The sequence below is a fragment of the Brevibacterium otitidis genome (genome assembly GCF_042429315.1).
In the GTDB taxonomy this organism is placed as follows: Bacteria; Actinomycetota; Actinomycetes; order Actinomycetales; family Brevibacteriaceae; genus Brevibacterium; species Brevibacterium otitidis.
Genome location: NZ_JBHMAU010000054.1, coordinates 1 through 13,958, shown reverse-complemented (window position 1 = coordinate 13,958; position 13,958 = coordinate 1). Strand labels below are relative to the sequence as shown.

Sequence of the window (13,958 nt, the reverse complement as noted above, 5' to 3'; positions counted from 1 at the left end):
CGGGTTGGAGCTCAGGCTCAGGCGGTGATCCGGTCGAGGACGATCGAACCGGCAGCCGCCTCGGCGTCGGCGCCCTCGGCCGCCGGGGTGATCTCGACCGCCTCGGCCAGTGCTTCCTGGGCGCGGGCGAAGAGGGCCGGGTTGTCGGCGTGCAGGGTCATGAGCGGCTGGCCGGCAGTGACGGCCTCACCGGGCTTGGCGTGCAGTTCGATGCCGGCTCCAAGTGAGAGCTCATCGCCCTGTTTGGCACGTCCGGCGCCCAGGCGCCAGGAGGCAACACCGACGGACAGGGCATCGAGACCGGTGAGCACGCCGGCAGACTCCGCGCGCACCACCTCGGTCTCGGCAGCCTGCGGCAGCGCGGCCTCCGGATCTCCGCCCTGAGCGCGGATCATCTGGTTCCACTTGTCCATCGCGCGGCCATCGGCCAGGGCTGCGCGGACATCGGCATCGGGTCTGCCTACCATGCGCAGCATCTCCTCAGCCAGTGCGACGGTGAGGTCGACGACATCGGCGGGCCCGCCGCCGGCGAGCACCTCGACGGATTCGCGGACTTCGAGCGCATTGCCGACCGCGCGGCCGAGCGGGGTCGACATATCGGTCAGCAGGGCGGTGCAGTCGACGCCGGCTGCGGCGCCGAGGCGGACCATCGTCTCGGCGAGTGCGCGGGCGGAGGCTTCATCCTTCATGAACGCACCGGAGCCGACCTTGACGTCGAGGACGAGGGCGGAGGTGCCCTCGGCGATCTTCTTCGACATGATCGACGAGGCGATGAGCGGCAGACAGTCGACGGTGGCGGTGATGTCGCGCAGCGCGTAGAGCTTTTTGTCCGCCGGAGCGAGGCCGGAGCCGGCGGCGCAGATGACGGCGCCGAGGTCCTCAAGCTGGGCCAGCAGCGTCTCGTTGCTCATATCGGCCTGCCAGCCGGGGATCGATTCGAGTTTGTCGAGGGTGCCGCCGGTGTGGCCGAGGCCGCGGCCGGACAGCTGCGGGACAGCGACATCGAACACGGCGACGAGCGGTGCCAGCGGCAGGGTGATCTTGTCCCCGACACCGCCGGTGGAGTGCTTGTCGACGGTGGGCTTGGACAGCGAGTCGAAGCTCATCCGCTCGCCGGAGTCGATCATCGCCTGCGTCCAGCGGGCGGTCTCCGCATCGCTCATGCCGCGCAGGAAGATCGCCATCGCCAGGGCCGACATCTGCTCATCGGCGACGACGCCGCGGGTGTAGGCGTCGATGATCCAGGCGATCTGGTCATCGTTCAGGGTGCCGCCGTCGCGTTTGGTGCGGATGATGTCGACGGCGTCGAAGGCTTCCGTGGTGGTCTCAGCGGTCATGGGGAGTCCTTTCGCGAGGTGGTGTCGAGGTGGTCCGGGCCGAACGCCTCGGGCAGGACCTCTGCCAGCGGCCGCGTGCCTGAGGGCATGTCGAGGACGAGGTCGGGTCCGCCGAACTCGAAGAGCAGCTGGCGGCAGCGGCCGCATGGCACCAGCTTGTCACGGTTGGCGTCGACGCAGGCAAATGCGACCAGCCGTCCCCCGCCGGTGCGGGCGAGTTCGCTAACGAGTCCGCATTCGGCGCACAGGCCGAGGCCGTAGGAGGCGTTCTCGACATTGCAGCCGGTGACGGTCCGGCCGTCGTCGACGAGTGCGGCGGCACCGACCGGGTAGCCGGAGTACGGTGCGTAGGCACGCTCCATCGCCTCAGTCGCGGCGTCATGCAGCTGCTGCCACACCTCGGCGTCAAACTCGCGCATGTGCGCTCTCCTTCCTGTCCGGTCCCTCGGCTGCTGGCCAGCCTGCTGCTGGGCGTGCGGGGCGGCCGCTGGGCGTGCGGGGCTACTGCTTGGAGTACGGCTTGCCCTCAGCAGCCGGCGGGCGGACACGGCCGACGAATCCGGCCACCGCGAGGATCGTGACGATGTAGGGCAGCATGAGCAGCAGCTCGCTGGGCACCGGGGTGCCGATGGCCGAGAGCGTGTTGCCGAGGTTCTTCGAGAAGCCGAACAGCAGTGCTGCTGCCAGCGCGCCGACAGGATTCCATTTGCCGAGGATCATCGCGGCCAGGGCAATGTAGCCCTGTCCGGCCGACATCTCCTTGCCGAAGGCCAGGCCGGAGCCGATCGTGAAGAAGGCACCGCCGAGGCCGGCGATCGCACCGGCGAAGATCGTGTTGGCCACCCGGTTGAGGTTGACGTTGATGCCGACGGTGTCAGCGGCCTTCGGATGCTCACCGATCGCGCGCATCCGCAGGCCCCAGCGGGAGCGGAAGACGAAGATCTGCAGCAGGATCACCGTGACGTACATGAGGTAGACGAGGATGTTCTGGTTGAACAGCACATCGCCGAGCACCGGGATGTCCGACAGCAGCGGGATCGGCAGGTTCGGCAGCTGCTGACGTGAGTTCCACTTCTCGGCGTTGGCGGTCAGCACAGTGGAGAACAGGAAGCTCGTGACGCCGATGACGAGCACATTGAGCACCACGCCGATGATGATCTGGTCGACCCAGTAGCGCACCGCGAAGAACGTCAGCACCACCGCGACGAGCGCACCGGCGACCGGGGCTGCGACGAGACCGGCGTACGGGCTGGAGAACAGCGAGGCGACGACGGCGGCGAGGAAAGCGCCGGCGAGCAGCTGGCCCTCGATGGCGATGTTGATGATGCCCGAGCGCTCACCGACGAGACCGCACATCGAGCCGAAGATCAGCGGCACCGACAGAGCCAGCGAGCCGGCCAACAGCGCGGTGATCGGGATGCGGCCGGTGTCCCCGCCGGCCCAGTTGAGGAAGCTGAGGACAAAGACGATGCCGAAGGACACCATCACCCAGGCGGGGATGCGGTGCCGGTTCGCCGCCTCGAAGGCGGCGTAGGCGGCCAATGCCAGCAGGACCACGCCGAGGACGATGCCGGTGAGCTTCGTCGGGACCGTCACCTCGGGGATAGCGAAGAAGTCACCCGAGGAGGCGAAGGCGAACGTCGTGCGCTTGCCGGCGGCGGCCAGCAGGCCGAAGAACAGCAGCGCGAGCACGGCGAGGATGCCGAAGATGATCGGGAACTTCCAGGCGATCGGCGCCCGGACGTCGGCTGCGGCGTGGTCGAGGCTCTCAGCAGCCGCGGTAGCCTTCTTGGCGTTCATCGCGCCTCCTTTGCAAGGGGTGCCGGCAGGCGGAAGATCGTGCGCACCAGCGGAGGTGCGGCGATGAGCAGCACGATGACCGACTGGACGACGAGGACGATGTCGATCGGGGTGCCGGTCTGGGACTGCATAAGGTAGCCGCCGGCGCGGAAAGCACCGAACAGCAGACCGGCGAGCAGGGTGCCCAGCGGCCGGGACCGGCCGAGCAGGGCCACGGTGATGGCGTCGAAGCCGAGCGTGCCGGCGATGCCGCCGGTGAGCTTGGCCTCGGTGCCGAGGATGAGCGAGGCGCCGGCGAGTCCCGACAGGGCGCCGGCGATGACCATGACGAGCAGGGTGACCCGGCCGACGGAGATGCCGGCGGTGCGGGCGGCGTTCGGGTTCTCGCCGACGGCGCGGAATTCGAAGCCGAGGGTGGAGCGCTCCAGCAGCCACCAGACGAAGGCCACGGCCAGCAGCGCGACGATGAAGCCGAAGTGCAGGCGGAAGGGATCCGGCAGCAGCTGCGGCAACATCGCTGAGTCGTCGACGGTGCGGGTCGCCGGATTGGCGGATGAGGTCTGCTTGAACCAGCCCTGCTTGAGCAGATAGGCCAGCAGATAGCCGGCGATCATATTCAGCATGATCGTGACGATGACCTCATTGGCGCCGGTGCGGGCCTTGAGGAAGCCGGCGATGCCGCCCCAGACGGCACCGGCGACAGCACCCATGACGAGGGCGAAGAGGAAGTGCAGTACCGGCGGCAGGCCGATCGCGTAGCCGAAGAAGCCGCCGAAGATCGCGCCGAGGATGAGCTGGCCCTGCGCACCGATGTTGAACAGGCCGGAGCGGAACGCCAAGGCGATGCCGAGGCCGGCGAGGATGAGCGGGGTGGCGTTCACCATCGTCTCGGTCAGCGGGCGGATCGCACGCACGAAGCTGGCGGCCTGCCAGTCGATGACGGCGCCGCGGAAGAGCGCGATGTAGGCCTCGCTGACGGTGCGGAAGGAGACGATGAAGAAGTCGCTCGGGCGGGCGAAGAAGTAGCCGAGGGTGGCCTGCACATTGCGGTCGGCGGCGGCGATGAGGACACCGCCGAAGAGGAGCGCGACGACGACGGAGAGCACCGAGACCATCGCTGATGAGGACAGGATCCTCCGGATCACCGTGTGCTGGGTGCCGCCGCTGCCGTTGGTGCCGCTGCCGTTGGTGCCGGTGCGGTGGGGCTCGCCGCTCGGCTTGCTGGCGCCGCCTGCAGCACCAGCTGCGCCGGCGCTGCCTGCGCTCTCCGTGCCGGTGGCTGCGGGAGTGGGCTGGTCCGTCATCAGATGTCCTCCTTCGCTGCGGCAGACACGGCGGTGGCTCCCGAGCCGTCGCGGTAGCGGGCCAGGGCTTCATCGGCAGGAACGCCTGCCATCATGAGGCCGAGCACATCGCGCGGGGTGTCGCCGGGGACGATGCCGATGATCGTGCCGCGGTACATGACCGCGATCCGGTCGGCGAGGTTGAGGGCCTCATCGAGTTCGGTCGAGACGATGATGCACGGGGTGCCGGCATCACGTTCGGCGATGATGCGCTTGTGCACGAACTCGATCGAGCCGACGTCGAGGCCGCGGGTCGGCTGGCTGGCGATGAGCAGCCGGAGTTCGCGGCCGAGCTCGCGGGAGAGCACGACCTTCTGGGCGTTGCCGCCGGAGAGCGTGGAGATCGGATCGTGGATCGAGGTGAGCCGGATGTCGAACTCCTCGACCTTCTCCAGCGCCTTCTCGCGGATGACGTCCGGGCGCATCGCCAGGCCCTTGGCGTAGGGCTCCCGGTCGTACAGGTCGAGGATCATGTTCTCGCGGATGGAGAAGCCGGCGATGACGCCGTCGGTCGAGCGGTCCTCCGGGACGAAGCCGATGCCGGCGCCGAGCCGCTTCTTCACGGAGCGTCCCAGCAGCGACTTCCCGTCGAGCGTGATGGAGCCGGCGTGCGGCTCGGTGAGTCCGATGATCGTCTCGGCGACTTCGGTCTGGCCGTTGCCCTGCACCCCGGCGATGACGAAGATCTCGCCGCGGGCCACAGAGAAGGAGATGTTGTCGACGGTGACGGTGCCGTTCTTCGACAGCACGGTGAGGTCTTCGACGACGAAGGACTCCTCACCCGGTTCGGCGGGCTTCTTCTCCGTCGAGAGCTTGACATCGCGGCCGACCATCAGGCTCGCGAGCTCCTGCTCGGAGGAGGTCGGCTCAGCTTCGCCGACGACCGCGCCGCGGCGGATGACGGTGATGTGGTCGGCGACAGCGCGCACTTCGCGAAGCTTGTGGGTGATGAACACGATCGAGGTGCCCTCAGCCTTGAGCTGGCGCATGATCTCGATGAGCTCGTCGGTCTCCTGCGGAGTGAGCACCGCGGTCGGCTCATCGAGGATGAGCACCTCGGCGTCGCGGGAGAGCGCCTTGATGATCTCGACGCGCTGCTGGGCACCGACCGGCAGGTCCTCGATGACCGCATCGGGGTCGATGTCGAAGCCGAAGCGGGCGGAGATCTCGCGGACCTTCTCACGCGCCTGTTCGAGGTCGAGCAGCCCGAGGCCCTTCGTCGGCTCATAGCCGAGGGCGACGGATTCGGCCACCGTGAACACCGGCACGAGCATGAAGTGCTGGTGCACCATGCCGATGCCGGCAGCCACCGCATCGCCGGGCCCGGAGAAGGTGCGCGGTGCGCCGTCGATGAGGATCTGGCCGCCGTCTGGGGCGTAGAGGCCGTAGAGGACGTTCATGAGCGTCGACTTGCCGGCGCCGTTCTCACCGAGCAGGGCATGGATCTCACCGGGTTCGATGACGAGGTTGATGTCATCGTTGGCGACGAGGGATCCGAAGACCTTGGTGATCCCGCGGAGCTCGAGTTTCACGTGGACTCTCCTTTATTCCGCAGCCGAGGCGGTGCTCACCTATGCGTGTGCGCTGGCGCGCGCACGCGGTCAGGCGAGCACCGCCTCGAGCCTGGGAAGGAACTTACTGCTGCGGTGCTGACGGCGACTCGACGGTGATCTCACCGTCGATGATCTGCTGCTTGAGATCCTCGACCTCAGTCTTGAGGCCGTCGTCGACCTTGTCTTCGAAGTCGTGGTACGGAGCCAGTCCGACGCCGCCGTTCTCCAGGGTGCCGATGTAGGCGGTGGAGTCCCAGTTGCCGTCCTTGGCAGCGCCGACGGTGTCGAAGACCGCGGTGGAGATCTCCTTCATCACCGAGGTGAGCATGATGTCCTTGTACTCAGCAGCGGACTCGTAGCCGTCGGAGTCGACCCAGATGACGCTCGTGCCATCGGCTTCCGCCGCAGCCGAGGCGGCACCGAGACCGACCGGACCGGCGACCGGCATGATGATGTCCGCGCCCTGCGAGATGAACTGCTCGGTCAGCGCCTGGCCCTGGCCCTGGTCTTCGAAGTTGCCGGAGAAGGAGCCTTCCTGCTTCTCCTTGTCCCAGCCGAGGAGCTCGACGTCTGCGTCCTTGTCCTCGTTGTACTTGTCGACGCCGTCGGCGAAGCCGTCCATGAAGATCGAGACGGACGGGATCTGCATGCCGCCGAAGGTGGCGACCTTGCCCGACTCGCTCATGCCGGCTGCCAGGTAGCCCGCCAGGTAGGAGGCCTCAGCGGTGTTGAAGACGAGCGGCTTGGCGTTGTCGAGCGTGACGGCGTTGCCGTCGGCGTCGGCGAAGGTGGAGTCGATGAGGGCGAAGTTCATATCGGTGTTCGCCTCGGCGGCCTCCTGCAGTGCGTCTTCGAGGAGGTAGCCGACGCCGAAGGTCAGGTCGCAGCCCTGCTGGACCATATTGTCGACGTTCGGCGCGAAGTCGGAATCGTCAGAGGACTCGGCCAGCGCCTCGTCGATCTTGAACTCTTCCTTGGCCTGATTGAGACCCTCACGGCCGGACTGGTTGAAGGACTTGTCGTCCCAGCCGCCGGAGTCGGAGACCATGCATGCCTTGAAGTCGCTGCCTTCGCCGCCGGCACCGGACGACTCCTCCGGTGCTTCGCCACAGGCTGAGAGCAGCAGCGCTGAGGCAGCTGCCAGGGCGGTGGCCGGAACCATGATCGATTTCTTCACAGGATGTCTCCCCGTCTCGAGTGATGTGCCATACAGTGGACCCTGTCAGCTGAAACGACCGGTCAGCCGAAGTGAACCTGGCTGTTCCATGAGAACAGTCTGCACCTATCTTGAGACATTTTTGCACATTTTTGACGTTTCGGAGATGTCGCCATGCAGACGTTGCGCAGCCGTAATCTGCACCTGGTATGGGCCGGCGGCGGCGCGCGCCAGCACCCGGCTGTGTCAGCCCTGGAACACCAGTCGCGCAATCCTGCCATAACCCCTGTTCTGGCCTGTCCGCGGCGTTGCGGCGGGGCTAATGTGCCTGGATAGGAATGTGCCGGATGGACGAGTTCCGGTCACCTCGCTGCGCAGCCCCGGCTGCCTGTTCGAAAGGCCCGCAGATGACCGCTTCACGCCGCACCCGGCGCCCGACCCCTCCCCTGTCCGGGGAGACGGCGCGAAGAATCTCGGCCATCGAATCGATCGTGCGGGCGAACCAGCGCCAACTCCTCGGCCTGCGCTCGGCGACCGCCCGGTTCCTGCGCAGCGAGCGGTTGAGCGTGACGGACTTCCATGTTCTGCAGCTCATCGCCGTGGCCGCGGCCGACGACCGGCCGGCCCAGCCGCAGGAGATCTGCCTTCAGCTCGATGTGTCCGCCTCGACGCTGACGTCGATCGCTGAGCGGCTGGCTGCAGCCGGATTCATCGTCCGGCAGCGGCAGGCATCCGACCGGCGGCGCACCACACTGCTGCCGACCGAGGCGGCCGATGCCCTGTTGCAGAGACATCACCGGCTGCTCACCCGCGCCTATGCGGATGCCCTCGCGGCGTATCCGGGCCCTGCTCTGTCAGCACTCCGCGAGCTCCTCGAAGCGCTCGGCACCGCACGGATCGGCTGCGCTGCCGGCAGTGACACTGCGAAAGCACTGTCGCCGTAAGTCGGCACCGCCTGCTGCGCCGGACGGAAAGCGGCGCACACGTACCATGGGGCCGTGGCACATCTACTCGGCGCGGAAGCGATCGCACTCGAATACCCGACCCGCACAGTCTTCGACTCCGTCACCCTCGGCATCAACGCCGGTGACCGGATCGGCATCGTCGGCCGCAACGGCGACGGCAAGTCCAGCCTCATGGGCATGCTCGCCGGCACCATCGCCCCCGATGCCGGGCGGGTCACCCGCCGCGGCGGCACCCGGCTGGGAGTCCTCGACCAGACCGACGATCTCGACACCTCGGCGACGGTGCAGACCTCCATCGTCGGTGAGGCCGCCGAGCACGAGTGGGCCTCCGACCCGAGGATCCGCGATGTGCTCGCCGGGTTGACCGGCGACATCGACTTCCAGGCGACGGTCGGTGAGCTCTCCGGCGGGCAGCGCCGCCGGGTGGCGCTGGCGAAGCTGCTGGTGGGCGACTGGGACATCCTCGCCCTCGACGAGCCGACCAACCACCTCGACGTCGAGGGCATCGCGTGGCTGGCCGAGCACCTCAAGCGGCGCTGGACGGCCGGGTCCGGGGCGCTGCTCGTCATCACCCACGACCGGTGGTTCCTCGACGAGGTGTGCACGACGACATGGGAGGTCCACGACGGGATCGTCGAGCCGTTCGAAGGCGGGTACGCCGCCTACGTCCTCCAGCGCGTCGAACGCGACCGGCAGGCTGCCGTAGCCGAGGCGAAGCGGCAGAATCTCATGCGCAAGGAGCTCGCCTGGCTGCGCCGCGGGGCGCCGGCACGGACGTCGAAGCCGAAGTTCCGCATCGATGCGGCCAATGCGCTCATCGCCGATGTGCCGCCGGTGCGCAATCCGATCGAGCTCACCCGCCTGGCAACCGCCCGGCTGGGCAAGGACGTCATCGATGTCGAGGACGCCTCGGTGTCCTTCGGCGAGCGCGAGATCCTGGGCGATGTCACGTGGCGGATCGGCCCCGGTGAGCGGACCGGGATCCTCGGCGCGAACGGGGCGGGCAAGTCGACGCTGCTGGGACTCATCGCCGGCACGATCACACCGGGCGCCGGGCGCGTCAAGCGCGGCAAGACCGTCAGGCTCGCCGTGCTCGATCAGCAGTTCTCGCAGCTGGCCGAGATCGAAGGCGAGCGGGTGCGCGAGGTGCTCGCCCGGCAGAAGACCTCGGTCGTCGTCGACGGCAAGGAGCTCACGCCCGCGCAGCTGCTCGAGCGCCTCGGGTTCTCGAATGCGCATCTCTCGGCCCGGGTCGGGGATCTCTCCGGCGGGCAGCGCCGGCGCCTGCAGCTGCTGCTCGTGCTGCTCGATGAGCCGAACGTCATGATCCTCGACGAGCCGACCAACGACCTCGACGTCGACATGCTCGCCGCGATGGAGGACCTCCTCGATTCGTGGCCGGGCACCCTGCTCGTCGTCTCCCACGACCGCTACCTGCTCGAACGCGTGACCGACCAGCAGTACGCGATCCTCGACCACGGGCTGCGCCATGTGCCCGGCGGGGTCGAGGAGTACCTCGAGCTCCGGGCCGCCCAGGCGCAGGCCGGGTCCCGTGACGGCGGATCCGGTGCATCTGGCTCTGGTTCCGATGGCGCCGCTCTTGATGCGAACGCCGATTCATCTCGGCTGTCCGGAGCAGAACTCCGGGCGGCACGCAAAGAGATCGCATCGATCGAACGCCGGGTGGAGAAGATTAGCGGCCAGATCAGCAAGATCCATGACCGTATGGCAGACCACGACCAGAGCGACTTCGAGGGTCTGCGGAAGCTCACCGAGGAGATCACCATTCTGCGTCAGGAATCGGATGAGTTGGAAACGAGGTGGCTCGAACTTTCGGAAGAAGCCGAGTAATCCCCGTCGTCGATGCTACAAAAAGACCTTCGGGTTCCACCCGCTGCTGGCCTTCATCGACCACGGACAGGCCGGGTGCGGTGAACCAGTCGCCGAAGCCCTGCGCCCCGGCAACGCCGTATCCAACACCGCTGCCGATCACATTGACCTGATCAAACAGGTTCTCACCCAGCTGCCCGGCGGCCAGCCCGCGGCCGGGTAAGGGGTATTCTCATCCGCAACGACACCGCAAGAGGCACCCACGACTTCCTGGAATTCCTCACGAAGCGGCGCCTGTCCTACTCGGTGGGGTGGATGCTGCCCGACGGGATGTGCGTCATCGTTCGCCGGGAGCGTCCTCATCCGGGTGCCCAGTTGCGGTTTGAGGATGTTGACGGGTACCGGCTGACCGCGTTCGCGACGAACACCACCGGTGGGCAGTTGGCGGATCTGGAAGTCCGGCACCGGTCGTGGGCCCGGTGTGAGGATAGGATCCGCATCGCCAAGGATTCCGGGCTCTTCCGGTTTCAGAGTGCGTGACGCGGTCTCTGACTGCCAGGTGTTGGTGATGAATGAGGGGCGGGCTTTGGGTGAAGATAGAAGTTCCTCAACTCGTCTCTCACCCAAGGCCCTGTCGTGCAATCTACCGTTTCTGCCGCGCCGTGTCCCGTCGCTGATGTCATCTGCCGCACACTCGAGCTCGGCATCCACATCACCGGCGCTCACATCACCGATGATGACATCACTGTCATCGAAGCCTCACCACGCGAACCTCTCGGGTACTGCCCCGAGTGCGGTGCTGAAGGCCGGCTGCGTGACCACGTGATCCGCCGGCTGACGGATGTCCCGATCACCGGCCACCCGACCCGCCTGCACGTACGTCTGCCCCGCTACCAGTGTGTCCACGCCCAGTGCCCGCGCACGATCTTTCAGCACCAGCTCGAAGCGGCCGAACCCGGGGCGAAGACCACGAAACGCGCTACGACCTGGATCCTGAAACGGCTCATCCAGGACCAGATGAGCATCTCTGCTATCAGCAGGGCACTCGGACTCGGCTGGGACCTCGTCAACCAGCTGGCCACCACTGCCGCACAGTCCCTCGTCTACACGCACCCGGACCATCTGGTCGGGGTCCGGGTGCTCGGCATCGATGAGCACTGCTGGAAACACGTGCGCGGACAAGGAGAAGATTCCTTCGCAACGATCTTCGTCGACCTGACCCCGCTCATCGACGGGACCGGTCGAGCACGGCTACTGGACGTGAAGGCAGGCCGTTCCGCGAAGGTCGTGACCACGTGGCTGCAGGAACGCTCCCAAGCGTTCCGTGACAGGGTCGAGGCCGTCACGATGGACGGGTTCGCCGGCTACCACACCGCGACCACGAATGCGCTGCCGGACGCGGTGCCGGTGATGGACCCGTTCCACGTCGTCCAACTCGCAGGGCAGAAACTCACTGCCTGCAGACAACGGCTCCAGCAGCAGATCCATGGACACCGCGGCCGGAAGACAGACCTCCTCTATCAAGGACGCCGGACCCTGCTGACACGCAGGTCCCTGCTGAACAAGAAGGGTAGGGACCGGCTGGAGCGGTTGTGGGCCGAGCACGATGACCACGTCGCGTTGGAAGTGACGTACCTCGTCTACCAAGACGTCATCGACGCGTACGAGCATCCCGATCGGAAGACCGGCAAGAAGCTCATGCAGGCAGTGATCAACCAGTTGCGCAGAGGCCTACCTGAAGGGCTGGAGGAGCTTGCTCAGTTGGGGCGGACGCTGTGGCGGAAACGGGCTCAGGTGCTGGCGTTCTTCGATCGTGGTCGCGCGTCGAACGGGCCGGTCGAAGCGATCAACGGACGCCTCGAGCACCTGCGCGGTATCGGGTTGGGGTTCAGGAACTTCGAGCATTACGTCCTGCGCTGTCTTCTCCACTCCGGGCAACTATCGAACCGGGTCAACGCACTCTAAAACCGGAAGAGCCGGATTCCGGGCTGCGCAATCTCCCGTTGAAGGGATTCGACCAGAACCGGATCTGGTGAGCTGTTGTTGCTCTGGCCGGGGAGATCGATGCGTGGAAATCGTTGTTGGCATTCCCATCCCATGAGATCCGCAGGTGGGAGCCGAAGAAGCTACGGATGCACATCTACTCGGTACCGGCGACGATCGCGCGCTCCAGCCGACGGGTCATCGTGCACATGAAGGCCACCGCGACCTGGGCGTCAGCGATTCTGACTGGATTGAACAGGTTGCGGGCGCTGCCGGGACCGGCACCGGGCTGAGCCTGGTGGTGACCGTGTCCGAGCAATGAAGAAAGAAACTGGGATCGGGAGGCCCCGCGAAACCGTGGCGCACACGGCCTCGTGTCATCCCCGGATGCAAGAATCAACGACAACCCACGGCAACGGGGCCGGAATCATACTCGACAGCCCACCCATGAAAAATCAAGGCTAGTGCTTGCTCAATCAAGGCCGGTTTCACGAATGGGACGAAGCATCAACGCGAAACCTCATCGGCAGTGGTAGCCTAAAATCTAGTCAGTTTGGCCAAATTTGGAACCGTTTGGAGATAGCGCATCAATAGTACATCGAAGTCGGCCCCGAAGGCTTTGGTAACAGCGTCAACGTTGTCAAATCTCGGCGACGGCGTACAGTTGGCGGCGATACCACTTCTCGCGCTATTGGCGGACAATAGTGCCATCAGCGCGGGAATCGTGGTTATCGCGCGAGTGGTACCTGCGATGCTCTTGGCTGGGCCCATAGGTGTGGTTGTTGACTATCACAATCGATTTGCTGTCGCGATCATGGCGAACGTTATCCGAGTAATTGCTTTGATTGCTGCGTCTCTGGCATGGCTCTTCGCGACGGACGTAGAACTCTGGCACTTGATTGTGCTCTCACTTGTTCTCGGCGGAGTAGAACCGCTATTCGAGACGAGTGTTGGTGCCGCGATTCCACAAGTCGTCAGTGGCTCTGCGCTTCACAAATACAACTCGGTCATCTCCTTCGTGCAGACCTTCGCGAACGGAGTCGTCGGCCCTGTTCTCGGCGCATCACTGTTCACCCTGAACGCGAACCTCCCCCTGCTGTTCAACTCCGCACTGCTGGTCGGAGCGTCCCTCACACTGCTCCCGTTCCTCGCTGCGACACCCAAACCGGTCGACTACCAACCAGGCGACACCGACGATTCCGATCGATGGCGGAAGAAAGTACTGGCCGGGCTTATTATCATTCGCAAGAACCCACTTCTCGTGGCGCTGCTATGTTTGACCGCTGGCTGGAATCTCATCGGTTGGATGCCTGAGGGACCACTCGCCTACTATGTGACGGTAGAAATCGGCGCGTCAGACACCGCATACTCATGGATACTCGCGACGACATCAATCGGTTCCCTCGTGGGAGCCTCGCTGGCACCATTGGCCAGAACTGCGAAGGCTCGAGTCGGCGTGCTTGTCGCCAGCACGCCCATTTACGGCGCCGCGTTCGTTCTCATCTATTTTTCTCCCAACATCTGGGTAAGCGCTCTGATTTTTGGCTTACAGGGCCTGCCACTCATGCTGTGGGCGATCACGTCGACGACGCTACGTCAGAAACTCATCGACAACAGGTACCTCGGACGAGTGAACGTAGTGTTCTACTCCACGTCGATCGTACTCGGTCCACTCGGCATGGCTCTGGGGTCCGCCTTCGCCGAGGTCTCCTCGGCCCGCAACATCTTTCTAGTCGCGGGATCGTTGTTGTGCGCACTGGCGGCCGCAATCTTGGGCTGGTCGATCTCGCCTGGGGCGCGAGCGACCAGAAGGGCGCTGGCCCAAGCACTCAAGGACTAACCTCGAGTTCTTCATGTTCAGGTGTGAGCGCCGTTTCGGCCCTAAACCTTGATCCACCGATGTAAGTAGCCGGATCGAGCCGCGTGTGGAATGGAAATGCCCCTCCTGAACTGGGAAAATGGTGATGTTGTAAGTCAACATTCCCGGCCAA

The 13,958-nt window shown here is 65.6% G+C and carries 10 protein-coding genes and 2 pseudogenes; 6 read left to right on the top strand and 6 right to left on the bottom strand.

Annotated elements, in window-relative coordinates:
* Positions 1–17 precede the first annotated feature (17 nt).
* The 6 genes from ACFFN1_RS08745 to ACFFN1_RS08720 all read right to left on the bottom strand — a co-directional run bounded on the left by ACFFN1_RS08745 (position 18) and on the right by ACFFN1_RS08720 (position 7,195).
* The gene (locus ACFFN1_RS08745; protein ID WP_376840302.1) at positions 18–1,337 is read right to left on the bottom strand and encodes a thymidine phosphorylase; all 1,320 of its coding nucleotides are present in this window, start codon (positions 1,335–1,337) and stop codon (positions 18–20) included.
* Positions 1,334–1,756, bottom strand: a complete 423-nt coding sequence (locus tag ACFFN1_RS08740) for a cytidine deaminase (protein ID WP_376840301.1) — start codon at positions 1,754–1,756, stop codon at positions 1,334–1,336. The genes ACFFN1_RS08745 and ACFFN1_RS08740 overlap by 4 nt, the downstream gene beginning before the upstream one ends.
* Before the next feature lie 82 nt (positions 1,757–1,838).
* Entirely contained in the window at positions 1,839–3,137 is a 1,299-nt protein-coding gene (locus tag ACFFN1_RS08735) for an ABC transporter permease (protein ID WP_376840300.1), read from the bottom strand.
* Positions 3,134–4,441 (bottom strand): ABC transporter permease, encoded by a 1,308-nt coding sequence (locus ACFFN1_RS08730; RefSeq protein ID WP_376840299.1) that lies wholly within the window; start codon positions 4,439–4,441, stop codon positions 3,134–3,136. The genes ACFFN1_RS08735 and ACFFN1_RS08730 overlap by 4 nt, the downstream gene beginning before the upstream one ends.
* Entirely contained in the window at positions 4,441–6,012 is a 1,572-nt protein-coding gene (locus tag ACFFN1_RS08725; protein WP_376840297.1) for an ABC transporter ATP-binding protein, read from the bottom strand. Before ACFFN1_RS08725 ends, ACFFN1_RS08730 begins: the two co-directional genes overlap by 1 nt.
* 103 nt (positions 6,013–6,115) lie before the next feature.
* Positions 6,116–7,195, bottom strand: coding sequence for a BMP family lipoprotein (locus ACFFN1_RS08720; protein WP_376840330.1), 1,080 nt, complete (start codon positions 7,193–7,195; stop codon positions 6,116–6,118).
* Between the two features lie 401 nt (positions 7,196–7,596).
* Here ACFFN1_RS08720 and ACFFN1_RS08715 point away from each other — a divergent pair, with 401 nt between their 5' ends.
* The 6 genes and pseudogenes from ACFFN1_RS08715 to ACFFN1_RS08690 all read left to right on the top strand — a co-directional run bounded on the left by ACFFN1_RS08715 (position 7,597) and on the right by ACFFN1_RS08690 (position 13,807).
* The gene (locus ACFFN1_RS08715; RefSeq protein WP_376840296.1) at positions 7,597–8,133 is read left to right on the top strand and encodes a MarR family winged helix-turn-helix transcriptional regulator; all 537 of its coding nucleotides are present in this window, start codon (positions 7,597–7,599) and stop codon (positions 8,131–8,133) included.
* A 54-nt stretch (positions 8,134–8,187) separates the two neighbouring features.
* A complete protein-coding gene (locus ACFFN1_RS08710; RefSeq protein ID WP_376840295.1) occupies positions 8,188–10,005 on the top strand; it encodes an ABC-F family ATP-binding cassette domain-containing protein in 1,818 nt (605 codons plus the stop codon).
* A 16-nt stretch (positions 10,006–10,021) separates the two neighbouring features.
* A pseudogene (locus ACFFN1_RS08705) lies at positions 10,022–10,503 on the top strand (transposase); the annotation flags it as partial.
* 117 nt (positions 10,504–10,620) lie between these two features.
* On the top strand, positions 10,621–11,949 hold the full coding sequence (locus ACFFN1_RS08700; RefSeq protein WP_376840293.1) for an ISL3 family transposase: 1,329 nt from the start codon (positions 10,621–10,623) through the stop codon (positions 11,947–11,949).
* A 14-nt stretch (positions 11,950–11,963) separates the two neighbouring features.
* Positions 11,964–12,260 (top strand): annotated as a pseudogene (locus tag ACFFN1_RS08695) (transposase); the annotation flags it as partial.
* Positions 12,261–12,604: 344 nt separating this feature from the next.
* Positions 12,605–13,807 (top strand): MFS transporter, encoded by a 1,203-nt coding sequence (locus tag ACFFN1_RS08690; RefSeq protein ID WP_376840291.1) that lies wholly within the window; start codon positions 12,605–12,607, stop codon positions 13,805–13,807.
* The last annotated feature ends 151 nt before the right edge of the window (positions 13,808–13,958 follow it).

What these genes read in the sequence shown, in the direction of transcription:
- ACFFN1_RS08745 (WP_376840302.1), bottom strand. Translation starts at nt 1,337, where the DNA reads ATGACCGCTGAGACCACCACGGAAGCCTTCGACGCCGTCGACATCATC.
- ACFFN1_RS08715 (WP_376840296.1), top strand. Translation starts at nt 7,597, where the DNA reads ATGACCGCTTCACGCCGCACCCGGCGCCCGACCCCTCCCCTGTCCGGG.
- ACFFN1_RS08740 (WP_376840301.1), bottom strand. Translation starts at nt 1,756, where the DNA reads ATGCGCGAGTTTGACGCCGAGGTGTGGCAGCAGCTGCATGACGCCGCG.
- ACFFN1_RS08720 (WP_376840330.1), bottom strand. Translation starts at nt 7,195, where the DNA reads ATGGTTCCGGCCACCGCCCTGGCAGCTGCCTCAGCGCTGCTGCTCTCA.
- ACFFN1_RS08730 (WP_376840299.1), bottom strand. Translation starts at nt 4,441, where the DNA reads ATGACGGACCAGCCCACTCCCGCAGCCACCGGCACGGAGAGCGCAGGC.
- ACFFN1_RS08735 (WP_376840300.1), bottom strand. Translation starts at nt 3,137, where the DNA reads ATGAACGCCAAGAAGGCTACCGCGGCTGCTGAGAGCCTCGACCACGCC.